Here is a 23,874-nt window from a genome sequence, read left to right as displayed (position 1 = left end):
TTTGCCTATATAGCGATCGCCCTACAAGATCATGACTTTTGCTACCACCGCCTCACCCACCCATACTAACTTCAAGATTCGTGCCGATATTCTCGATCTGAAATCTAGTCTTATTCAATGGCGGAGAGACTTTCATCGCTTTCCTGAGCTTGGGTTTAAAGAAAAGCGTACAGCTAATGCGATCGCTGAAAAATTAACTGCATGGGGTATTCCACACCAAACAGGCATAGCCCAAACAGGCATTGTCGCCACGATCGCAGGAACCAAAAAAGGCGGCAACAAGGTTTTAGCAATCCGTGCCGATATGGATGCGCTACCAATTCAAGAAGAAAATATCATTAGTTATAAATCGCAAATTGACGGGCTGATGCACGCTTGCGGTCATGACGGACATACGGCGATCGCCTTGGGTACAGCAAAATATCTCTGGGAACATCGCGCCGATTTTAGCGGCACGGTGAAAATTATTTTCCAGCCTGCCGAAGAGGGACCAGGGGGTGCAAAACCGATGATCGAGGCGGGAGTACTCGAAAACCCTAAAGTTGATGCTGTGATTGGGTTGCATCTATGGAATAATTTGCCCCTTGGTACGGTCGGCGTGCGAAGTGGTGCATTAATGGCGGCAACGGAATACTTTTATTGCAAAATTATGGGACGGGGTGGACATGGCGCACTTCCCCATCAAACTATTGATTCGATTTTAGTCGCGGCGCAAGTGGTAAATACCATTCATAGCATCGTGTCCCGCAATGTTAGCCCTCTCGAATCCGCCGTCATCAGCATCGGTGAATTTCACGCAGGTTCCGCCACAAATATTATTGCTGATTCCGCCATGATTAGTGGCACTGTGAGGTTTTTTAATCCTGAAGTTGGCGCAAAGTTAGTATTACGTTTGGAAGAGGCGATCGCTGGAGTTTGTGCGGCTCATGGTGCTACTTACGAATTGGACTATACCAAGCTCTATCCACCTGTAATTAATGATTATGCGATCGCTGAGTTAGTTCGCTCTGTTGCCGAAACCGTCATCGAAACTCCCGCAGGAATTGTTCCCGAATGTCAAACGATGGGCGGTGAAGATGTCTCTTTCTTTTTGGAAGCTGTCGCTGGCTGCTATTTCTTTCTTGGTTCAGCAAATCCTGACAAGGGTTTAGCCTATCCTCACCACCACCCCCGTTTCAATTTCGATGAGACGGTTCTCGCGACTGGAGTAGAGATTTTTGCTCGTTGTGTCGAGAAGTTTTTGGGCTAGTCGGCAATTGTCTACAGCGCTTGGCTCTGTAAATCACGCACATTTCCTACTTACCCATCCGTTTCTTTAACTCTGCCTCAATCCTACTAATCTGTACCGCATAGTTTTCAATTCCTTTACCTGTACGCGATTTCAGCCCAGCCGCATGGAGTCCGACAATATGATAAGCACCATCAATCTTGCCAATCAGTGCGGAACCAGAAGCCCCAGAGTTGGTGTCGCAATCATGCACAAACATACCATCCAATTCGCCGACTACACTACAGCCAATATGGACTCCAGCCGTCTCGCCCTTACCTGCTTGCAAGTCAGCATAGCGTTTTGGATCGGGATAATCAACAGAATAACCTGTTACAAATAGTTTCTTTTTGTAGTCTTGCAACACTGAGAGAGAAAGTGATTTCCATCTTAGATATCCATATTTCTCACCCAAGGGCTTATTCAGGAGCAAGATCGCCCAATCGTCTGCTGAGTTGTTTTCTGAATTCTTAGTTCCTGCAAAAACTTCTTTTACCACGGCATAGTCTGTCTTCCTTCGTAGCCTTCCATTGATTAAGTTGGGTAAAAAGATCATTTTCTTGGCTAACTTGCCCCGATCATAAACACAGTGAGAATTGGTTAACACATGGTAATCTCCAATCAAGGTTCCTGTGCAAGCATATTTTTCATTTTTATCAGTCAGTCCTATAACCTTACCCACGGTAGACCAAGGATAATCTCGGCTCATCATGGGTTGGCGCTGGTCTGCTCCGATCACGCCACGATTAGAACTAGGCTGATCCGATTGGCGCAATAGTCTAGGAACAAAGCCGTTAGGATCGGTGTTCAGGGTTTGCGTCTGATTAATCTGGGCAGGGGCGATCGCCTCTTGCGTTAGTAAATCCTCCAGCGATTGCGCCTCCGATGGACTCTGTATGATGATCCCGCTTAAAGAGGCGATCGCGATCCCAAGTACAAATCCGATTAGAGCTTTCCACGTTTTGACTGGCATAGCTTTCTCTTTCAGTTTTAAGATTAGATTTTCACTAGATTACGATCAAGGTTAAACGATTACTATAGCGGTTACAGAATTTGCAACAATTTTTAGATGTTTTCTTATTACAACCCATTCCCGATCGCAAAAAATGCTGACCAGTAGAAGGGATGATTGTATTTACCAGACTTGATCATGGTCACTTGAGCGCGGCGCAATGCTTCTGTTACCGTGACATTGCCTTTTTTTAATTCGGCATAAAATGCTTCCATCAGTGCTTGGGTTCCATCGTCACTAACTTCCCACAGTGAGGCGATCGCCACTCTCGCACCTGCCGCTTGCATTTGATAGCCCAAACCTAAGACCTCAATTCCTGTGCCTAACTTGCTACCCAATGCTGTCTGACAGGCACTTAGCACCACTAGATCTATATTGCTTAAATTCCAGTCCTTAAGTTCGCTAATAGTTACTTTTTCGCCATTGCCAAACAGAATAAAAGAATCTTCGGGTGTACCGACTGCTAGCTTTCCGTGGGTAGCTAAATGCAAAATCGTATAGGAGTTTGCTCTGTCTTCAGTAATGCTCTTGGTAAATTCCTTTTCAATGAGTTTGGTGGTGTTTGGAAATTGGCTAGCAATTTTTTGGACTTCGTTGATAGTTGCGGGTAATCCGCTAAAACCTGCACGAATTTCGCCACCTTTGCCTCCAAATGCACCTGCAAAGATGCGCGGATTGGTTATAGGTTTGCTGTTAAAGGCGGTCAAGGATTCGGCGGTGATGTTATTAATCCGATATTTCTCGACTAGCCATTGTTTACCGTCATGGAGACTGCCAAGGGGAATATAGCGCAGTTGTCCGTCTGGGGCATAGATAATCGTGTCGATGTTAAGTTGGGCAAGTTCAGCTTCAAAGGGCTTGATCAGGATGTTATAAAGCTTCTGTGAGTTTTCCTTGACTTCGGGTGATAGGGTTTTGTCTCTTAGTTCGATCAATAAGGTAATTATTGCTTCATTAAGATCTTCGCGTTTGATGTTGACGGTGCGCCGCAGTGGTGGGGTGTTGGCGTTGAGGATAACTAGCTCTAGGCGATCTTCGAGAATGAGGGGATAGAGAAGGACAGCTTTAGGAAATTGCGAAAGAAGATCTTTTTGTAATTTGCGATACTTAGCTACGTCAACGTTTTGATTGTCTTCAACGCGGCGCAGTTCGGTGATGAGCTTCTTGATTTCGGGGCTATCGAGGAAGGAGTTAAATTGTTTATTTTGGTCGCGTTCGGCTCGGACAAGTTGGGCAAGGCGTTGTGCTTCTGTTTGGTCTAGTTTGCCTTCTCGGTCTTTTTGTTGCAGTTGGTTGAGTTCGGTGGCAAGGGCAATAATGTTTTGTTCGGGACGTTGCAGATCGACTCCTTGGGAGGTTTGGTTGTTGCCGCGCACAGTTTTAAAGTAGTCGCTGAGTTCTTGGACTTTGAGGAGGTCGAGGACTTGTTGTGATTCGAGGATGCGGTCTTCTTTGAGCAGGAGATCGGCGAGGTTGCGGTAGGTAGATTCGACTGTGGCTAAGTAGGATTTTTGGATGTCCTTATCGAGTTTGCTGATGTCTTTGCGGATGGCTTCGCGGACATTGATCGATTGTTTGTAAAAGAGAATCGCTAGTTCGGGTCGTTTGGCTTTGGATAATACATCTCCTAAATTTGCGAGAGTTAAACCTTCACTCCCTCGATCGCCAATTTCTCTAGCAATGCTCAATGCTTGCTGATAATAAATCATCGCTTCGCGATCGCGATTTAGTTTTCCGTAGGCAACGGCTAAATTATTCAGCGCCGTTCCCTCACTGCGACGGTCTTTGATTTCCTGTGCGATCGCTAACCATTGCATTTGGAATTCGATCACTTTGTCATATTTGCCGAGGGAATCGTAAGCGACTCCAAGATTTCCGAGCGCAGTTCCCTCACTGCGACGGTCTTTGGTTTCCCGCGCAATTGCTAACCATTCTAGATAGTTCTCAATCGCTTTGTCGTATTTGCTAAGGGAATAGTATGCGTTTCCCAGCCCTCCCAGCGCATTTCCCTCACCTTGACGGTTTTTGATTTCTCTCGCGATCTCTAAGCTTTGCAGATGTAACTCGATCGCTTTGTCATATTTGCCAAGGGAATAGTAAGCGATTCCAAGACTTCCTAGCGCATTTCCCTCGCCTTGACGGTTTTTGATTTCCCTCGCGATCTCTAAGCTTTGCAGATGTAACTCGATTGATTTGTCATATTTGCCGAGGTTTCGGTAAGCGACTCCCAGATTTCCCAGTGCATTTCCCTCACCGCTACGGTCTTTAATTTCCCGCCTGATTTCTATGCTTTGCAGATGAAACTCGATCGCTTTGTCATATTTGCCGAGTAAATCGTAAGCGAGTCCTAGATTTCCGAGCGACCGCCCCTCACCACGACGGTCTTTGATTTCCCGCGCGATCGCTAATCTTTGCAGATGGAACTCGATCGCTTTGTCATATTTGCCGAGGGCTAGGTAAGCGCTTCCCAGATTTCCTAGTGAATTTCCCTCACCGAGACGGTCTTTGATTTTCCGCTTGATTTCTAAACTTTGCAGATGGAACTCGATCGCTTTGTCATATTTGCCGAGGTAATCGTAAGCGACTCCCAGATTTCCCAGCGACTGTCCCTCACTGCGACGGTCTTTGATTTCCCGCGTGATCGCTAAGTCTTGCAAATGGAACTCGATCGCTTTGTCATATTTGCCGAGGGCTAGGTAAGCGTTTCCCAAATCCCCCAGCGCATTTCCCTCACCGCTACGGTCTTTGAGTTCTCTTGTAATAGCTAATCTTTGCAGTTGGAACTCGATCACTTTGTCATATTTGTCGAGATCATAGTAAGCGTTTCCCAAATTCCCCAGCGCATTTCCCTCACCGCTACGGTCTTTGAGTTCTCTCGTAATAGCTAAGCTTTGCAGATGGAACTCGATCGCTTTGTCAAAGTTACCCAGCTTTTCGTAGCTAGTTGCCAGATTGCCAACAGCTAGTCTTTCAATTCGTTGATCTTTGACTTCCCTTACGATCTTTAAAGCTTGTTGTAAATTATCAATCGCTTTTTGATATTGATTGAGAGCGTTATAGGCAACACCGATATTGTTAAGAGTAAGTCCCTGTCCCCTCAAGTTATCAGTTTTTTTGAAATCCTCTAACGCCGCCTGACAAGCCAATAATCCCTCTTGAAACTTTTGAGCATTCAAATTATCGCGACATGACTTTAAGACTCGATCTTCTTCCGCCTTGCGCTCCTCTGCTGTTTGCGCCAGCACCGTCATCAAAGCTAAATCAGGCGGCGACACCATGCCCAAAACTCCAGTCAGAGCCACAAACACCAACGCATAAAACCGCGAAGCCATAAACGTTCCTCAAGGAAAAAGTAGAAAGGCAAAAGGAAAAAGTGGTGGAGTTTTGGGGCTTTCGGGCGCGATTACATCCCAAACCCTACCATCCGCACAGCCAATATATCACTAAATTTTTTTATACCTCTCTCTCCCCGATTGTTTTTAGCATTCACCAAATCAAGGAAAAAGGAAAAAGTAGAAAGTAAAAATTATCGTAGGGGCGTAGCATTACCGCCACTATTTAGGCATTTCACCACAACCTCTAAACGGTAATGCTACGCCCAAACCTCTCGCATTCACAGATAACCTATAAACCGCCAAGAGGGTCAAGCATTTGCGTACAGAAATTTCTTGAGAAGTTTAAGAATTGTGGCGCAAATGCTTGACCCCTACAGATTTACAAATTTTTTCCTTTTTCCTTTCTACTTTTTACTTACCAACCAAGCCTCCAAATCCGCCACCTTCACAAAATCCAACACCGCCTCCGCCAACTCCTCCAACTGCTCAGCCGACAACTTTTCGAGGCGCTTAACCGTCTTCAGCGACACCTTGCCAAACTTCCGCGTCAATAGCCTTACCACAGCTTGCTTTAGCCCCTGCTTTAGCCCCTGCTGCTGTCCTAATATTTGACCACGCTGTGCGCCAATTTTTTCACCTTCAAGCTTGCCCTCAAGCTTGCCTTCGAGCTTACCCTCAAGCTTTGCATCCCGATAAACCCTTGTTTTTTTGAGATCACCTAACGTAAACATCGCCTCAACCTCCTCTCGACTCATTTGCGGAAACTTGTAAAGCAAAACTGTCTCAATAAATTCTATCATCCTCTCGCGATCGCCTTGCCCCACCCTACTAGCCAACTGCTGCGCCAGAGCTACCGTTTCCCTCTTCGGCGCAACGATCAACCTCACAAGCCCCAAACTCAATGACTCAGACTCTGGCAACTCATCCAGATAGATCCGTTCAATATGCCCACCCGCAAATAGTATCCTAAATTGCTTAGGTATCTCAGGCTCAATGCTCCGCTTCGCAAAAATGGCGACCGCTTGCCAATCATGCGCTGGCTTGTACTGACTCAGATACAGAAATATCTCACCGATAAACTCCCAGTAAAATTCGGCTCGTTTTTGGAATTGAACCTCCACAAACCAAATATTTTTATCAATTGAATCTGGGATAAAAATACCATCAAAGCGGAAGGCTTTTTCCTTGATCTCCACAGAAGTAAAGCGATAGCCCTCTGAAGCTTCAGGTGGTAGTCCTACTAGCTCAAACAACAAACTATCAAAGGTTTGAAATAGCTGAAAAAAGATCGTGTCAGTTCGCATTGGCTTATTTTAGCGAATTTTATACGCAGGAACGCAAGCTTACAGCTACCATTCATGCATATAGCGCGATCGCTCTCAAGTCATACCAATTCATAAAAGTGTGGCAATACTTTTATGAATTAAAAAACAAACCCAGTAAGGGTTTTCAAGGCGCAAAATGTACGCCATTTTGCGCTTTAGGATAAGAATAATTTCAAGACTCTTGGGCTTGTAGTAGTGGATATGAACTCATTCGGCTTGTTAATGTTATTGAGGCGGCATTTCTAGCGCGATCGCCCCTAATTTCCCTTTGCGAAAGTCATATAAAATCAACCTAGCAACTTTATCTAAATCACCTTGAAACTTATTTAAGGCTGCAACTTCGTGGATATACTCGATTCCTGAAGTTACCGTTGCTGGATCAATGACGTAACGGCTGCTCAGCTTGGCATTTAACTGGATCAGCAGATCCACTGCTTCCGCCGCCACTAATACGTTGTCGTAAGCCGCCTGACCAATATCATCGCAAATGGCAAGCTTCATCGCTGCATCTTGATCATGGAGCAAGGGTGGAATTACCCCAGGGGTATCTAACAACTCGATCTCGTCAGAAATCCTGATCCAACGTAACTGGCGCGTAACCCCCGGTTTATTAGCACTAGCAACCACTTTTTTCTTGAGTAACCGATTAATTAGCGCCGATTTGCCCACATTAGGGAAGCCGACGACTACAGCCCTCACAGGACGCGGCAACATGCCCCGACCACGCCGCCGTTCATTTACCTTTTCGCCTGCAACTTGAGCCGCCTTGAGCAGATCCACCATGCCTTTGCCAGCCTGTGCATCGGTGAAATATGCCATGCGTTCTTGCTCGGTAAACCAGCGCATCCATTGCGTTTTCACCGTTGAAGAAATGGCATCAATGCGATTGCATACTAAGATATGCGACTTTCCCTCCACCCATTTTTCAATTTTGGGATGCTTACTAGACATCAAAATGCGCGAATCACGCACCTCAATGACCACGTCCACCAATTTTAGTTGTTCTAACAACTGCTTTTCAGCTTTGGCGATATGACCTGGATACCATTGAATTGGGCTTGCCATAGGAAAAAAATACAGAGAGAAAGTATCTTTAACTATATACTGCTGCTAAGATATTAAGAAATATTAAGATTAACTTTTAACAAAAATCATGATTAAGCTCAATCTACAAAAATTTGCTCGGAGATTCGCTCAAAGATTTGGCGCGATCGCGATCGCCATGTTTCTTCCCTTAGCGATCGCCTTTACCCATATTCCTGCTGCTCAAGCCTTTGATGCCCCAGAGCTATTGCCTGAAAAGTATACAAACGTTATTGATTTGGGACGTTTTTTGACTGATCCAGAAGAATCAGCTCTAGATCAAAAGTTAACCAAATTTGAAGAGCAAACAGGTTGGAAATTGCGTGTTCTTACTCAAGTTGATCGCACCCCCGGACGTGCAGTTAAAGAATTTTGGGGATTAGATGATAATAGTGTGATGTTAGTAGCGGATGCACGCGGACGCAACTTGTTAAATTTTAGTGTTGGTGATGCCATTTATCCATTGCTATCTCGTAGCTTCTGGATTGAGTTGCAATCGCGATATGGCAACCAATTCTATGTCCGTGAACAGGGTTATGATCAATCAATTTTGTCGGCTATTGATGCGATCGCTACCTGTCTCGATCAAGATGGTTGCGCTGTTGTTCCTGGGATTCCTCAAGAGCAATGGATTTTGACTTTGATTACTTCCATTGTCGGTGGTGTTGTATTTGGATTCGCGGGACATCCTCGGAAAGATGGTGAAATCTTTGCTTGGAAATGGGCTTTAATCTTTACACCACTTTGGGGCATGTTGTTTATCTCGTTTGGTTTAGGACCCGTACTGACGCGCACTAGTGAATGGGTTCCCATTGTTCGCAATGTGGCGGGTTTTGTCGGTGGCGCGGTAATTGCCTATTTGATTCCTTCGCCAAGGCGAGTGACTCCATCAACTGAAGCAAGATAAAGAAAAGCGGCGCATCGCGCCGCTTTTCTTTATTGTAAAAAGTGCTGCGAAGCAGCACTTTTTACAATAATTACAGTTCTGGTTTCAGCGCTTTATTGAGCTTGCAACTTGGAGTCGATCGCTTTGGCAATGCGATCATTTGCTTCTTCGAGGTGGGCTTTTGTATAGGTGTCGAGCCTGTCACCACGATCTCGCAATACACTCGCAAGGCGATCGCGCAGTTGACGCAGTTGATACCACGCAAGGGTACGGGCATCTTCAGGTGGATTAATGGTTTGCATCCCAACGACAAGATCAAGGAAATTATCGATTTTGTTTAAGGAGAGACGATTGCGGAGAGCCAAATTGACTAATAGATTCATATGTTGGCGCTGAAGTGAACGCCGCAGACTCGAAACTTGGGTTAAGTCATTAGTTGGTTGTATTACTTCTGTCCAAATACCTTGCATTAGCGTGTCAAACAGTTCAGGTAAGGTCAGAGCTTCACCAGCAGAGGTTTTTAGTTCCGTATCACGTAGCCTTTGCAAGCGTTCTGAAGACAGTAAATCGCTTAGAACAAAGGTTTGCAAAGAGAGAATGCGATCGTGAATTGGATAGTCTAGAGAAGAGTATTGCGGTGAAGCTCCCCAATGATACCAACGGGATGGAGCTAGTTTATTCAACAGATTGGGCGAAAAGTTGAGCGCATCGGCTGAAAAGAGATTTTTTTGAATTGAGGCGATCGCTTCCCGTTGCTTTGATAGAGGAACTGGCTCAAAGGGTAATCGCCCGATCGCATCACCAGAACGATAACGGTTAAAGGATTGCCCACCCACATAGGAAACTAAGGTAAACAAATTAGAGGCATAATGTCCAAACACCTGATTGAAGGCAACTTTCGTATCATTAAAGCTTACACCTTTACCTGGGTAACGCTTTTCGATGCGGTTCCACATGACGCGAGCATTGTCAAACTGCCATTGAGTATAGGTAATAGAATCATTGCTCAAATCATGGGCTTGGGTCATAGGATCAAGTCCCGCAAATGCATCCTCATCGGGGGCATAGGCTAGTTCTGATTGAGGAGCAAGCTTAGCGATTTTTTCTAGTTCTTTTAGCTCACCAGCAGGAATAATCGCATCGATTGGAGTATATCCATAGGCGATCGCCCATTCGTCATAGGCTCCAATTTTACTGGTGAAGAAATCACCTTGCTTCGTTCCTTGGGGCGCAAGATTTACACCGTTGTAATCCATTACAGAACCAACTAAACCACGTTTGCGAGTGATTTCAGTATTGTTCAACTCCGCAGGTGAGAGCATCGCACTACCATGAAAATTATGGCGCAAACCCAAGGTATGTCCGACTTCATGGGCTGTAACTTCTCGCACAAATTGATTGATATAGTCTTTCATGCGATCGCTACTGGGCAATATGTTCTCAAACAGTGATAGAGACATTGCACCCACCTTAAACTGTTCCACTGCTTCCATGCCATAGCACAAATCACTGGCCCTAGACATAAACAGGTTGTCATTGAACTTAGGGGAAATCGTTTGTTTTTGCAGCAAGGCGATCGCCTGTTTGTCGTAGCGCATTCGCCGCGCATCCATTCCAGAACTGCATAGAGGCGGATTACCCGTCAAACGCGACAGAAAAGCTAAGTTTTGCCAACTATTTTGCTGAGTGATACTGCCAAAATTCTGCTTGATGGCTCGAACCAAATTACTGTCAATAATAATATCAGCGTCGAGAATCTCACCTGTTAAGGGATTAGTGCGAGATGGTCCCATCGCGAAGAAACCATCAACTGAGTTGAACCAACGGATCGTGTTATAGCGAACATCGGCTGGATTCCAATCAGTGCGATCGGGCATTTGTTTAACAACGATCGCATCTTTAAACCCGATCTTCTCAAAGGCACTATTCCACATTAATGCACCTTCCCGCACAGCAGCCCGATATTCTAAAGGAACCGTATTCTCTATCCAAAAGGTAATCGGCTGTTTTGGTGGAGAAATTGGATCGCGAGGATTTTGCTTTTCTAAATGCCAACGATTGATGTAGCGTACAAACGGAGTTCTTGCCGAGCTTTTGGAGATGTCTTGATAGGCTGTCACAAAATAGCCAATTCGTTCATCAGCAAGGCGAGGACGATAGCCATTTTGAGTTGGTAGTTGAGATAGGCTATAACGGACTTTGAGTGTAAAACTATTGCTATCAGGTAAGGTAGCTAGATTGGAATTACTAAATCCTGAAGTCGGTATTACTGATCCCATAAATCCAAATACTGACTCCAGTTCAATATTTTTGGGAAAGGCTTCCGCATTGCTGATATAGGATTTGCTGGGATCGGCTGTGAAGGAAGTACCAAGTTGTGCAGCCAAAGTTTTACTCAAACTGGGTAAAATATCACTCAAGATCAAGGGATCTAAATCGACTAAAAAAGATTTATTTTGAGGATGAATACTGAGAATTGGCAGTGATATCAAAATCGAGTCGCTAAATGATTGACTAAGCGATCGCTCTTGGGGGTCACCTAGCTGAGCGCGAAAGTTAGTATTTGGAACCACAAATTGCAAATTGTTATTTAAGCGGCGCAGGGTGAATATCAAGTCACGCAAAGGAATACCACGATAGAGACCGCGCTCACCTAGCCCCGATTCAAGGGTCATCACTGCCAAAAAGTTGCGATTAAGTTGTGCAGGTTTAATTTCGGCAAAGATTTTACCCGTCTCTTTATGGCGATAAAGCGTAAATAGCCCCGCTAATTTTTGATAATCTTTGATTAATTGGTCAAATGGCTGTAGCGCAGGTTTGTCCTGTCCTTGGATATTAGGTAGAGGAGGAGTATTAGTAACAAGAGGAACTTGGGCGTAAATGGGAGAAAATCTCTCGATAAATGGATGAGAAATTAGTACAAGAAAAAAACTAAGGCAAATTGCTATCCAAAATCGAATTCTCTTCATTTCCGCGCCTCTGACATGAGTTTTGTTAAGACAGACTACCCACTTTAGGTGTACTTGCAGCAATTAGTCTAAATATTTTATGGAAATTTAGCATATTCTCTAAAATTCACCTAATTTAGAAAGGCGGCGCGAAGCGCCGCCTTTCTAATTAACTGATGTTACGTGGAAGCAATTCCTGCGATCTCGGAAGTCTGGGGCTGGCACGGGGGCGCAGCCCCTACAGAATCTAAATTATTGAGGTAGGGGCAATCCCCCCGTGGTTGCCCTGCTTCGCTAGCAGCAAGCAATTCATCATCTGAGTTCCACGTAACATCAGTAATTAAGGAGTTGTAATGTTCACTATTTCAAAATTAATCCTAAAACCAATAGAATTGCCCCGATCGCAAAACAAGCAATCTCACCATAGAGAAAACCTTTGGCAGCATTTGCCGTAGACTTGGCTAATTCCTCTTCACTCTTGAGGGAAATAATAAACTTTTTGTCAGATTGGATCGGCTTCCGAAGAGTAACTTGCCCACCCTCATCAGCCGCTGTACCAATTACTAAAACCTCGCGATCGCAGGGCAAGATTGACTCCGTATAACGATAACCAATTGTGCGTCTACCACCCATGCCCTCACCGAGGGATAAATTAAAGCCGCCAAAAGATATCGAAGAACCACTTGTACTCTCTTGTCGAAACTCATTTAAGACTTGAACAGTCTCAATATTGCCACCATAAGGATTAACCACAAGTTCGCCAGAATTATCTCGCAAAGTAAATGGAATTGCTTGACTATTACTTGACACCGTTTCTGAACCCCGACGAGTTTCGGTGCGGGTTTTATTTTCACTATCGCGAGTTGTCTGTTGCTCCTCATATTCCCTGACCACCTTCATGGTGTAATGCACACAGGGTTCCTGTTTAAGCTCCGAAATTAAAGGGTGATCGCTACGAATAATACCGCGCACCTTCACGTATTCTCGTAAATTTCCACTGCCAATCTCACCTGCAATTTCACTAGCAATCCGTTGTAACTCCCCTACTGTTGAGGCTGTCGCTAGTTTAATACTTTGTAGTTTCGTACTGTAATTCTTTTGGACAAAAAATAGAATGATACCGATTACGATTAGAATGCCGCCAAAAATTGCCATAGTCTTTGCAGTATATATGCGCTTTTGCTATGGCTTAAAATTAACATAGGTTAACCTTGAGCTAGAACTCAATTTTATAAATTACGAATTACAAAGTACGAATTACAAATTATGGTCACCATACCTGCCAGTAGTCTTGATATCCAAGTCGCGATCGCCAAGCAACGCACTTTTTTTGCCTCAGGTCAAACCAAAGATTATAATTTTCGGGTTACTCAGCTAAATAAGCTTTCACAAATGATTAAAGAACATGAACAGCTAATTCTTGATGCTGTTTATGCCGATTTACGCAAACCCGCGATCGAGGCTTTTGGGAGTGAAATTTTAGTCACCCTCTCAGAGATTAAATTTGTTCTCAAAAATCTTAAAGCTTGGATGAAGCCCCAAAAGGTGGGAACTCCTATCAACTTATTTCCAAGTTCTAGTTATATTTATACTGAACCTCTAGGCGTAGTATTGATCGTTGCGCCTTGGAACTATCCTTTTGCCCTGACAATTCAACCTCTGATTGGGGCGATCGCCGCAGGAAATTGCGCCATTCTCAAGCCTTCAGAACATACGCCGCATACTTCCAGTGCGATCACTAAAATCATTAACGATAACTTCGAGCCTAATTTTGTAATCGCCGTTGAAGGTGGGATTGAGACCAATCAAGCCTTACTTGCCGAAAAATTTGACCATATTTTCTTTACTGGTGGAACTGCGATCGGCAAAATTGTAATGGAAGCTGCGGCAAAACATCTAACTCCTGTCACCCTAGAACTTGGTGGTAAAAGCCCTTGTATTATCGATGAAACCTGTGATTTAGAAATTACTGCGAAGCGGATTGTCTGGGGTAAGTTCTATAATGCTGGACAAACCTGTGTTGCACCTGACTATCTATTGGTTCAGAAAAGTATTAAGTCTGCGCTCATTGAGAAGTTAGTCACTCATGTTCAAGCCTTCTTCGGAGAGAATCCTCAAAAAAGCCCTGACTTGGCTCGTATCGTCAACGATCGCCAATTTGATCGCCTCGTAGGTTTGCTAAATGAAGGTAAAGTACTAATCGGTGGGAACAGCGATAAAAGCGATCGCTTTATTGCACCGACTCTAATTGAGGCGGTGTCTCCTAATTCAAAAATCATGGCTGAGGAAATCTTTGGTCCAATCTTGCCAATTTTAGAATATGACCAACTTTCAGAAGCGATCGCTTTTGTTAATGCTCATCCAAAACCACTAGCCTTGTATTTCTTCTCTAGCAACAAACAGAATCAGGAGCGCATTATCCAAGAGACATCCTACGGTGGCGGTTGTTTCAACGACATCATTATGCATTTAGGCAATCCAGAGCTTCCCTTCGGCGGTGTAGGTCATAGCGGTATGGGTAATTATCATGGCAAGGCAAGTTTCGATACTTTTTCCCATCGTAAGAGTGTCCTCAAAAATTCTTTTCGCTTTGATCTCAAATGGCGCTATCCCCCTTACACAATGACTCTTGATAGCTTGAAAAAATTCATTAAGTAGACGGGCTATTTACAACGCTTTGCGCTCAAACCCAAACCAACAAAAAAAAGAAAGCGTTGCGAAGCAACGCTTTCTTTTTTTTGTTGGTTTGGGTTTGATTGGTAATTGCTGTAATTCCAAACCCTAACCCGTAAAATTTCGTGTGGGGCGCAGCATAAACCTAGAAAGCTGTCCCGCCCGCTAAGTGGGCGGGACAGCTTTCTAGGCTTATGCCTAGCTACTTACAAGCTGGGATAGTCGGTATAACCTTTCTCATCACCACCGTAGAAGGTATTGCGATCAGGTGTATTTAATGGAGCATTTGCCGCAAATCGTTCTACGAGATCAGGGTTAGCAATGTAGAGACGACCAAAGGCAACCAGATCTGCCGATCCAGATGCGATCGCTTCGTTACCAGTCTCAAAGCTGTAACCACCCGCAGTAATAATTGGATTATTAAAAATTGGACGGAAGAAATCAGCCCCAAGATCAGGTTGATCTTCAGCAGAGCCAAAACCTTCAACTCTAGGCGCGACTAGATGTAGATAGGCAAGGTTAAAGCGATTCAATTCCTTCACTGTATAGCCAAAAGTAACAGCACGATTGGAGTCATACATACTGTTAAATGTGCCACTAGGAGAAAGTCTCACTCCCACGCGATCACTACCCCATACATCCATAACTGCGGCGGTTACTTCCAGCAATAGACGAGCGCGATTCTCAACCGCTCCACCATAAATATCGGTGCGATGATTAGAATTATCTTGCAAAAATTGATCTAATAGATATCCGTTTGCACTGTGAATTTCTACGCCATCAAAACCCGCATCGAGAGCATTTTTTGCACCGAGACGATATTGTTCAATAATTTGAGGAATTTCAGCTAATTCCAAAGCGCGAGGTGTAACGTAAGGCTTCATGCCTGTGTAAGTCGCTGATTCACCTTCAGGGGCGATCGCCGATGGGGCGACAGGCAATATGCCATTGGGTTGTAAGTCTGGATGGGAAATTCTGCCCACATGCCAAAGCTGTAAAAAGATTTTGCCACCCTTAGCATGAACTGCATCCGTAACCAGTTTCCAGCCTGCCACCTGTTCAGGAGCATAAATTCCAGGGGTATTGGGATAGCCCAAACCTTCAGGACAAACCTGTGTTGCTTCGGTAATCAACAATCCTGCGGAAGCTCTTTGTTCGTAGTGCAGAGCATTTAAGGCTGTAGGTACATTACCAGCAGCAGCCCGATTGCGTGTTAAGGGAGCCATCACAATTCGATTGGGCAAGGTATAACGACCAAGCTTAACTGAGGAGAGAAGGGGAGCGCTCATTGGATTAATTAGTGACTACATAAATTTCTATTGTTCGATTATACGCGAACAATAGAAATTTATGTAAGATCATGGGATAATGAAATTGATGAAAATAGCTTTGCTATTTTCATCAATTTCATTGGTTCGGCTTTTTGTAATGCGTCAATATCATCATCCCGATCGCGAAAATATTTCTCTTACTGGTGTTTTCTACGCACTCAGCGATCCAACGCGCTTACAAATCGTGAAAATGTTAGCGACTAAGGAAGAAATTACCTGTGGCGAGTTTTGTCTAGAAATGAGCAAATCCACTCAATCCCATCATTTTAAAGTTCTGCGCGATATGGGAATTATGTATACGCGCCTAGAAGGGACGCAACATTATAATTCCTTGCGCCGAGAGGATTTAGATGCAAGATTTCCCAATTTACTAGATTCTATTTTGGATGCTATCAAGTAGAAGCTTTACAAAGTGTAGTTTTTGTTAATATCATTAATCATTAGCGCCCATAGAATAGAAAGAATAGAACTTTAGATACTGTCTTACTGACTGATGTTACGTGGAACGCAGATGATGAATCTCCTACTGCTAGCGTGACAGGGCAAGCACGGGGGCATTGCCCCTACCTGTACAATTTTGAACTAGTAGGGGCTGCGCCCCCGTGCCAGCCCCCCGTGCCAGCCCCCCGTGCCAGCCCCCCGTGCCAGCCCCCCGTGCCAGCCCCCCGTGCCAGCCCCCCGTGCCAGCCCCCCGTGCCAGCCCCCAACCTTGAGGGTCGCAGGAATTCCTTCCACGTAGCATCAGTTACTGAAACAAATTGCTGGGGGCGCAAATCAAATAAAACCTTAATGTAGATTTTGTTTGATTATCGGATAAATTTGAGCGGCAAGATAATTAAAGGCGGTGCTTTGCACCGCCTTTAATTATCTTACTGAACCGCGATAGATGCGATTGGCTTGCTCAATGGACATCCATGAAGCTAAATCACCAGGATTTTTAGATTGAGATTTAGTTGCATCGTTCTGATAGGCGGATGGAATGGGGGGGGCATCAGTATGCACAAAATGTTCATTGGGCGCACTGGCTAACAAAGATTGGGGAACCTCAAACTCGTCAGTTTCAGGATTGTAGGCAAGCACTTCACCCGACTCAATGTCATAAATCCAGCCATAAATAGACATCTTGTTTTGATGCAATTTAGAGCGAATTACGGGATAGGTTTTCAGGTTTTCGATTTGGGTGACGACATTCTCCGCCATCGTAATTGCTAAAAGTTCTTCACCTTTAATATCAGAATAATTTTCTTGAATCAGTCGGCGCGTTGACTCAGCATGTTGAAGCCATTCATAGACCAGAGGCATTTCGGTTCTCAGCTTTTCTAGCTTGAGCAGACCTTTCATCGCACCGCAGTTAGAATGTCCGCAAATAATTACTTGCTCGATACCAAGCACATGGATCGCATATTCGATCGCTGCACCTTCACCACCATTAGCAGCACCAAAGGGCGGCACTAAATTCCCTGCATTACGAATTACAAATAGTTCGCCAACACCTGACTGGGTAATGAGATGCGGCACAATCCGCGAATCGGAGCAAGTGATAAACAATACTCGCGGTTTTTGTCCTTCGGCGAGTTGTTCAAAAATCTCTTGATTGGCAGGGAAATAGGACGATTGAAACTTGTGTAAACCCTTTAGTAGCTTTCTCATATACCAGTGTTGACCTTGGATGCAGCAATTTATCGCTTGTTTTATTGCTAATGCTCTAGTGTATAGCGATTTGTGTCGATAAAAAAAGGGGGCGCTTTGCGCCCCTTTTTTTATACTTGCGGAATCGTACACCAGATCGATCGCGTTAACTGAAAGCCCAGTTTTACGGATAGGCGATCGCCATTGATTAAGTGTTGATGAGTTTTTTGTAAAATCTCTTGATTTGCACAATATATTCTTGCCACTGCATATCTACGGTTTGGGAGCATGACTCGCAAAAGTAACATCGTGCCACTTGACCATGCGATCGTCCGAAATTTAGTACCTTTCTTAGGGGCAATCCATTGAAACCTTTTACCACTAGCTTTCAAATATGTTCCAAAATCATTTAATACCGCAGGTATATTTGTCAGCATAGAGTGCCTTGTTTAAAGTTTGTTGCGAAAAGGACTTTAGCTGAAATTATACCCAAAAGAGCGAAGCGGCGCTTCGCGCCGCCACTCTCTTTTGGGTTTTATGGCTTAACTAAAATTTATTTGGTTTGTAAAAAAGCTAAAATCGCGAATATACGCTTTGCGTGTTTTAATTCGTATTGCTATACATACAAAGGAAATCATGGCAGTAGATCTGACTCGCGTCCAACCACCTCTCAAAGTTCATCCGCCCAAAGCCAATCAATTCATATTGAAAATCATACGGCTGTTAACGCCTTTTTGGTTGCGGTGGCAATGTGGCATTAAGCAGATTGAAACCCGCTATATTGATCGCCTTGTTGAAGCCACCAAAAAGTTTCAGGATGGTAAATCCCGATATATGCTTGCATTTCGGCATCCCACCACAGATGATCCCTTTGCGATGTTATATCTGTTAGCCTACGCAGTACCAGAACAAGCGCGAGAAATGGGGATCAAACTAACGACATTACCCCATAGTGGTTTTGTGTACGATCGCGGCATTTCTCTATGGGCTGGGGACTATATTAATTGGCTATTTCCAGCATTGGGTGGGATTTCGATCTTTCGCGGCAAGCTCGATCGCCCAGCTTTAAACCTGATGCGTAAGCAAATTACTCATGGAGATGTACCACTCTCGATGGCTCCAGAAGGCGGCACAAACGGTAAAAGCGAAACCGTTGCGGAGTTAGAACCAGGGATCGCTCAGATCGGATTTTGGGCTGCCGAAGATTTGCAAAAAGAAGGGCGTACCGAGGAAATGTTAATCATTCCTGTGGGGATTCAATACGAATATTCGACCGAGGCTTGGGACAAAATCGATCAAACGATCGCCACAATTGAAAAAGAATGTGGAATTAATAAACCTGCAATTACTACCGATACCAGATACCAAAGACTTTACGACTTAGGTAGTTACTTAGTGCAGTGGGTTAGTGATTATTACAAAAATTTCTATGGTAACTATGCCAAAATTGATAGCGGAAACACCAATTCTGATGATTTGGCAATCAATTTGCAGGAGTTGGCTGAGCGCATTTTGAGCGTTGCCGAAATGAATTTTGGCATCAAGGCAAAGGGTACACCCATCGATCGCTGTCGCCGTCTCGAACAAGCAGGATGGGATCGCATTTTTCGCAATGACATTAAGGATCTTGAGCAGTTATCGGAAGTAGAGCGTGGCTTTGCCGATCAGTTAGCTCTCGAAGCCAGCTATAGCAACTGGCATATGCGAATTGCTGAAAGCATTATTGGTGTTACTAGTGATTATGTACGCCAACATCCTAGCCCTAGCCGTTATATCGAAGTTTTGAAATTAATGTGGAGTGTGTTGCAGCGCGTCACCGAACGCAATCAAGATTCGGCTTTTAAAGAAACTCCTCACTTTGGCGATCGCAAATTAACCATCTCGGTGGCTGAACCCCTCTCAGTTTCTGAGCGACTATCCGAATATCAATCCAGTCGTAACTCTGCTAAAGAATGTACAAAAAAACTGACTGAAGAAATTCATGTTGCCATGAAAAATTTAGTCTTACCCTCGGTTATGTAAACAAAAGCCTTAACTATGCCTGACACGCCCCTCATCCCCCAACCCCTTCTCCCGCAGGAGAAGGGGAGGAAATTAGATTTCTTGTTCCCCTCTCCTGCGGGAGAGGGGCTAGGGGTGAGGGCTTAACGCTTTTTTATGAATATAAGCTTTGGCAATCTTCGAGATTTAGGCGCGATCGCGTGGCAATATTCATCGACGAAGTTTCGCCGCGTGCCAGATGAATCGCTCCCGCACAGCCAATCATCGCCGCGTTATCCGTGCATAGACTCAAAGGCGGAAAAATGGCACGAATGTCATGCTCTGCCGCACTTGTTACCAGACGCGATCGCAAAGCACTATTCGCCGCCACACCACCGACCGCCACAATTGTCGATAAATTATGCTCAAGCGCACATTTGATTGTCCTTATAGCTAGAGCCGCCGCTACGGTTTCTTGGAAACTAGCCGCAATATCCGCGATCGGCAACTCTTCGCCATTGGGACTTAGCTTTTGGGTTAAGCGCAATACCGCAGTCTTTAAGCCGCTAAAACTGGAATCATAGGGAAAATCGGGGATTCTTCCCTGTGGCAATTTGTAGGCTTTCGGATTTCCCGCGATCGCAATTTTGTCAATTGCTGGGCCCCCAGGGTAACCCAAACCTAACAACCTTGCTACCTTATCAAAAGCCTCACCCGCCGCATCATCGCGGGTTTTACCCATCACCTGATAGTCGGTGTAGTCCTTGACCAAAATAATGCTGCTATGTCCGCCAGAGACTAGTAAACATAGGAAAGGTGGCTCCAAAGCTGGATCAGCTAACAAAGCTGAACATATATGCCCCTCAAGGTGATGCACGGCAATCAAAGGCTTTTTATGCAGCATTGCCAAGGTTTTCGCCGCTGTTACGCCGATCATCAGCGAGCCAATTAGTCCGGGGGCAGTCGTCACCGCAATCCCGTCAATATCAGCCCATGTTTTACCCGATTCACGATAGGCTTGGGCGATCGCAGGATTAATCGTCTCCACATGCTGACGCGCCGCAATCTCAGGCACAACGCCGCCATAGAGTGCATGGGTCTGAATTTGCGATGAAACTACGCTACTAAGAATTTGGCGATCGTATACCACCGCCGCCGCAGTTTCATCACAGCTAGATTCGATCGCAAGAATAGTTGGCATTTTAATTAGCGATTAGCTTTTAGCGATTAGCTTTTAGCTTTTAGCTTTTAGCTTTTAGTGGACTTACTTATGATACATAAACACTTGGTAGCCTTGATATTCTTCTAAAAAAGCCCAAAGCTAACAGCTAATAGCTAATAGCTAACAGCCCCTAATTAATAACTTACTTTACAGGATGTGAAGATTGCTTTACCAAGGCGCGATCGCTGATATAGGATCTGAGGCTAAGTTCTCAAACGAAAATCTCGTTATTTTTGCCTATCTTAAACCAAGGTAAATTAAGGTTAGTCCATGAAAAGACTTTTTGCTCTCATTTTAGTTATTAGCTTGTGGTTTGGCGTAAGCCTTGCTGCAACCCCTGCTGCATATGCAGAGTTCTCATTCAATGCTTTGACTCCCTGTGCTACATCCTCTGCATTCCAAGATCGTTTGGCTTCAGAAGTTGATGGTTACACCGCTCGTCTAGCTAACTTCAAAGCTGGCAGTGGTCCTGCGGAGTACCTCAAAGGTAAAATCGCTCAAACTGAAGCACGCTTTGCTAAGTATGCTCAAGCAGGCTTACTCTGTGGAGATGATGGTCTACCTCACTTGATCAGTGATGGTCGTTGGGATCGCGCTGGCGAATTCACTATTCCTGCTTTGATGTTCCTATACATCGCTGGTTGGATTGGCTGGGTAGGTCGTGCTTACCTCATTGCGATCCGTAAGGACACAGCAACCGCAGCTCAAAAGGAAATCCTCATCGATCTTCCTCTAGCTGTTAAGTACATGCTAACTGGCTTTGCATGGCCCCTTGCTGCTCTCAAAGAATTTGGTACTGGCGAACTAGTAGCTCCTGAAAACGAAGTTACCGTCTCACCTCGCTAGATATGCAAGTAATTTTTAAAAGCTTTGTTTTGCAAAGCTTTTAAAAATTATCCCCAGCATATTTCCACTTAGAGAATTTATCAAAACTATTTAAAAGGAGAACTCCATTGAAAGGTTTCTTATCATCTGCTCCTGTTTTAGCTGCTGTATGGATGACCATTACGGCTGGTGTATTGATTGAAGCTAACCGCTTATTCCCAGACACCCTGACATTTCCTTTCTAAATTTGGAAAAGAGTTAAATTAAGAGCAAGGCTCTTAATTTAACTCTCCACAATAAAAAAGAGATAGCACGCCGTGCTATCTCTTTTTTATTGTGGAGAGTTACGTGTATACAATTCCTGAGATCATATAAGTCTAGGGCTGGCACGGAGGCACAGCCCCTACAGAATATAAATTATTGTAGTAGGGGCAATCCCCCCGTGGTTGCCCTGTTACGCTACCAGCAAGAGATTCATCATCTGAGTTCCACGTAACATCAGTTATTGGTAATGTTCGGGACGTAGCTTTTCTAGCTGGACGTTTGTGTAATAGAAATTGAGAATGCGATCGTAAGTCCAGCCCATACGCGCCAAATTGTAAGCACCTGTTTGACTCATGCCGACTCCATGCCCCAAACCGCCACCAATAAAAGCATATCCAGTTAATACCTTATCTTGATAAATTGGCTCTAGTTTAAAAAATGTGCTGTCAGGTGGATCGAACGCATCAATGATTTCATCTTTCCTGACGATGATTTTGCCAGTATCGGTGGTTACTTCCATCTCTAAGACTCTTCCTGAAGTAGCTCTTTTTAATACTTGCAATTGTTTAATTGCATTAAAATTAGTTGTGTTATCTCCAGAGAAGCGCAAATACCTTTTCAAAGATGTTTGCAATTCTTCTAACGTGCCAACTCTCCGCCATCGCAGATTTTTCCACCCTACCTCATTAAATCCTTCTTGGCGTGCTAAAAATGCTTTCAAATTCTTATCGTCACTAATATTCGCCGATCGCATATTTTCTGGACGCTTAGCAAGATCCAAAACCGATTGTAAATAGGGGCGTGGTGTGCCATCCCAAATATCGTTGTAGTTGGCGGTAATGCCCCCTGTGGTTGAGGAATACAAAGCATCGATCGCGCGATTGTTGTAGGTCAGCACTAAGCCTCTAGTATCAGATATCGCCCGATCAGCCACTACTGTTGTGTCTTCTAACCCTCGATAGACTTGGCATTGCGTATCGGCACAGAGTTCATAGTTATCGACTTTGAAACGGTGCAAACTTGCCAACACATAGGTACGGGCTAAAATTGCTTGCGCTTGGACTGCGGCATAGGGAGCGTTATACCCAATTTCATGGGGAACCACACCACGCACATAGGTTTCCAAAGGAACATTATTAACTAGCGTAAAATTTTGGTGGGCATTGGGTTGTAATCTGAGTGTACCTGCATAGGGACGATTGCTAATTTCGGCTTTATTCTCGCGTTGATAGCTAACTTCCACAATTCCTGTACTGCTACTAACATCAAGGCGATCGCGATTGTATCGAAAATCTCCGACCGTAAAGGAGGGGATCGCTTTTTGAGGCAATACACGGCGATCGAGTTGCACGGTTAAATTACCTTGCGATCGCAGGGTATAAAACATCAAATAGCGCAATAACATTGAGTCATAGACTTCACGCTTTGCCCAAACTTGCCAGCGTCTTGGTTGTGCCATTTCTGTTTGAATTCCTTTCTCTCCCCAATGGAAGGCACTCGCAGCCGCATTCTCAAAACTACGATGATTACTCAGAACGATCTTCTCTTCGAGAATTGGTGGCGATAATGGCTGGGAGGCGATTTCGATCACTATGCGATCGCTGGTAATAGTCTGGGTACTTGTACCATCAGCCGATGGGAAGGAAAGTGTCAGTTGTCCACCTGCTCTTGCTTTTAGTGTCAGCCGATCTTGAGGTCTTTCCCCAAAACGTTGCACAATGCCAATTTTTAAGATGGGGTTAGAGTCGGATTGAGCTTGAGCAAATTCACCTGCTGTGAGTGTAAATGAACAAATAGTCACTATTACGGTTTGGCGAACGATACCGAAAGTTTTTAGCATGTCAAGCCCAATATTTTCTAAAACTTAGATATTTTACACCCACTCTAGAGAGATAGCTAGGACAAATCAAAAACCAAAAGATGAGTGGCGGCGCGAAGCGCCGCCACTCATCTTTTGGTTTTTATTAGCAAAACTTACATTGCTATAACGTGAGTTCAATATAGCCATTTGCGGCGTGCGATGCACGACGCAAATGGCAGAAAATGGTAAGAATCGCTTAGCGATTCTTACCATTTTTCGCTTTCGTCGATCTG

At 44.5% G+C, this 23,874-nt stretch carries 18 protein-coding genes; 7 read left to right on the top strand and 11 right to left on the bottom strand.

Annotated elements, in window-relative coordinates:
* The first annotated feature begins 31 nt into the window (after nt 1-31).
* Nucleotides 32-1,249: a M20 metallopeptidase family protein gene (locus VB775_RS10905; protein WP_281005561.1), complete on the top strand. Its 1,218-nt coding sequence runs from the start codon at nt 32-34 to the stop codon at nt 1,247-1,249.
* Between the two features lie 46 nt (nt 1,250-1,295).
* Here the strand turns inward: VB775_RS10905 and VB775_RS10900 are convergent, their stop codons facing one another.
* From VB775_RS10900 to ylqF, 4 genes are all read right to left on the bottom strand, one after another.
* Nucleotides 1,296-2,240, bottom strand: a complete 945-nt coding sequence (locus VB775_RS10900) for a trypsin-like serine peptidase (RefSeq protein ID WP_281005560.1) — start codon at nt 2,238-2,240, stop codon at nt 1,296-1,298.
* A gap of 107 nt (nt 2,241-2,347) precedes the next feature.
* Nucleotides 2,348-5,611 carry a CHAT domain-containing protein gene (locus VB775_RS10895; protein ID WP_281005559.1) on the bottom strand — a complete coding sequence of 1,088 codons (3,264 nt, stop codon included), beginning with the start codon at nt 5,609-5,611 and terminating at the stop codon, nt 2,348-2,350.
* A 407-nt stretch (nt 5,612-6,018) separates the two neighbouring features.
* Nucleotides 6,019-6,918: a DUF2887 domain-containing protein gene (locus tag VB775_RS10890; protein WP_281005558.1), complete on the bottom strand. Its 900-nt coding sequence runs from the start codon at nt 6,916-6,918 to the stop codon at nt 6,019-6,021.
* A gap of 246 nt (nt 6,919-7,164) precedes the next feature.
* The gene (gene ylqF, locus VB775_RS10885) at nt 7,165-8,004 is read right to left on the bottom strand and encodes a ribosome biogenesis GTPase YlqF (protein ID WP_281005557.1); all 840 of its coding nucleotides are present in this window, start codon (nt 8,002-8,004) and stop codon (nt 7,165-7,167) included.
* Nucleotides 8,005-8,092: 88 nt separating this feature from the next.
* Here ylqF and VB775_RS10880 point away from each other — a divergent pair, with 88 nt between their 5' ends.
* On the top strand, nt 8,093-8,929 hold the full coding sequence (locus tag VB775_RS10880) for a TPM domain-containing protein (protein WP_323216789.1): 837 nt from the start codon (nt 8,093-8,095) through the stop codon (nt 8,927-8,929).
* 92 nt (nt 8,930-9,021) lie between these two features.
* Here VB775_RS10880 and VB775_RS10875 read toward each other — a convergent pair whose 3' ends face one another.
* On the bottom strand, nt 9,022-11,877 hold the full coding sequence (locus VB775_RS10875) for a zinc-dependent metalloprotease (RefSeq protein ID WP_281005556.1): 2,856 nt from the start codon (nt 11,875-11,877) through the stop codon (nt 9,022-9,024).
* 339 nt (nt 11,878-12,216) lie between these two features.
* Entirely contained in the window at nt 12,217-13,011 is a 795-nt protein-coding gene (locus VB775_RS10870; protein WP_281005555.1) for an E3 ubiquitin ligase family protein, read from the bottom strand.
* Nucleotides 13,012-13,122: 111 nt separating this feature from the next.
* Here VB775_RS10870 and VB775_RS10865 point away from each other — a divergent pair, with 111 nt between their 5' ends.
* The gene (locus VB775_RS10865; protein WP_281005554.1) at nt 13,123-14,514 is read left to right on the top strand and encodes an aldehyde dehydrogenase; all 1,392 of its coding nucleotides are present in this window, start codon (nt 13,123-13,125) and stop codon (nt 14,512-14,514) included.
* Nucleotides 14,515-14,735: 221 nt separating this feature from the next.
* Here VB775_RS10865 and VB775_RS10860 read toward each other — a convergent pair whose 3' ends face one another.
* A complete protein-coding gene (locus VB775_RS10860) occupies nt 14,736-15,818 on the bottom strand; it encodes an alkene reductase (protein WP_281005553.1) in 1,083 nt (360 codons plus the stop codon).
* 139 nt (nt 15,819-15,957) lie between these two features.
* On the opposite strand from VB775_RS10860, the gene VB775_RS10855 reads away from it, so the two are divergent.
* Nucleotides 15,958-16,260, top strand: a complete 303-nt coding sequence (locus tag VB775_RS10855) for an ArsR/SmtB family transcription factor (protein ID WP_323216787.1) — start codon at nt 15,958-15,960, stop codon at nt 16,258-16,260.
* Nucleotides 16,261-16,724: 464 nt separating this feature from the next.
* Here the strand turns inward: VB775_RS10855 and VB775_RS10850 are convergent, their stop codons facing one another.
* Together VB775_RS10850 and VB775_RS10845 are read right to left on the bottom strand one after the other, a co-directional pair.
* Nucleotides 16,725-17,510: a carbonic anhydrase gene (locus VB775_RS10850; RefSeq protein ID WP_281005551.1), complete on the bottom strand. Its 786-nt coding sequence runs from the start codon at nt 17,508-17,510 to the stop codon at nt 16,725-16,727.
* Between the two features lie 110 nt (nt 17,511-17,620).
* A complete protein-coding gene (locus VB775_RS10845; protein WP_281005550.1) occupies nt 17,621-17,926 on the bottom strand; it encodes a hypothetical protein in 306 nt (101 codons plus the stop codon).
* A gap of 199 nt (nt 17,927-18,125) precedes the next feature.
* On the opposite strand from VB775_RS10845, the gene VB775_RS10840 reads away from it, so the two are divergent.
* On the top strand, nt 18,126-19,511 hold the full coding sequence (locus VB775_RS10840) for a 1-acyl-sn-glycerol-3-phosphate acyltransferase (RefSeq protein ID WP_281005549.1): 1,386 nt from the start codon (nt 18,126-18,128) through the stop codon (nt 19,509-19,511).
* 133 nt (nt 19,512-19,644) lie between these two features.
* On the opposite strand, the gene tsaD is transcribed toward VB775_RS10840, so the two are convergent.
* Nucleotides 19,645-20,670: a tRNA (adenosine(37)-N6)-threonylcarbamoyltransferase complex transferase subunit TsaD gene (tsaD, locus tag VB775_RS10835; RefSeq protein WP_281005548.1), complete on the bottom strand. Its 1,026-nt coding sequence runs from the start codon at nt 20,668-20,670 to the stop codon at nt 19,645-19,647.
* A 291-nt stretch (nt 20,671-20,961) separates the two neighbouring features.
* Between tsaD and VB775_RS10830 the strand changes: the two genes are divergently transcribed.
* Nucleotides 20,962-21,537, top strand: a complete 576-nt coding sequence (locus VB775_RS10830; RefSeq protein WP_281005547.1) for a Photosystem I reaction center subunit III — start codon at nt 20,962-20,964, stop codon at nt 21,535-21,537.
* Nucleotides 21,538-21,644: 107 nt separating this feature from the next.
* Nucleotides 21,645-21,761: a Photosystem I reaction center subunit IX gene (locus VB775_RS10825; RefSeq protein WP_071590168.1), complete on the top strand. Its 117-nt coding sequence runs from the start codon at nt 21,645-21,647 to the stop codon at nt 21,759-21,761.
* Between the two features lie 257 nt (nt 21,762-22,018).
* Here VB775_RS10825 and VB775_RS10820 read toward each other — a convergent pair whose 3' ends face one another.
* Nucleotides 22,019-23,620, bottom strand: coding sequence for a SpoIID/LytB domain-containing protein (locus VB775_RS10820; protein WP_281005546.1), 1,602 nt, complete (start codon nt 23,618-23,620; stop codon nt 22,019-22,021).
* Between the last annotated feature and the right edge of the window lie 254 nt (nt 23,621-23,874).

The organism is Pseudanabaena sp. CCNP1317, assembly GCF_034931345.1.
GTDB lineage: Bacteria > Cyanobacteriota > Cyanobacteriia > Pseudanabaenales > Pseudanabaenaceae > Pseudanabaena > Pseudanabaena galeata.
Note: the sequence above shows the minus strand (reverse complement) of the source record. Positions and strands in the feature narration are given on the sequence as shown.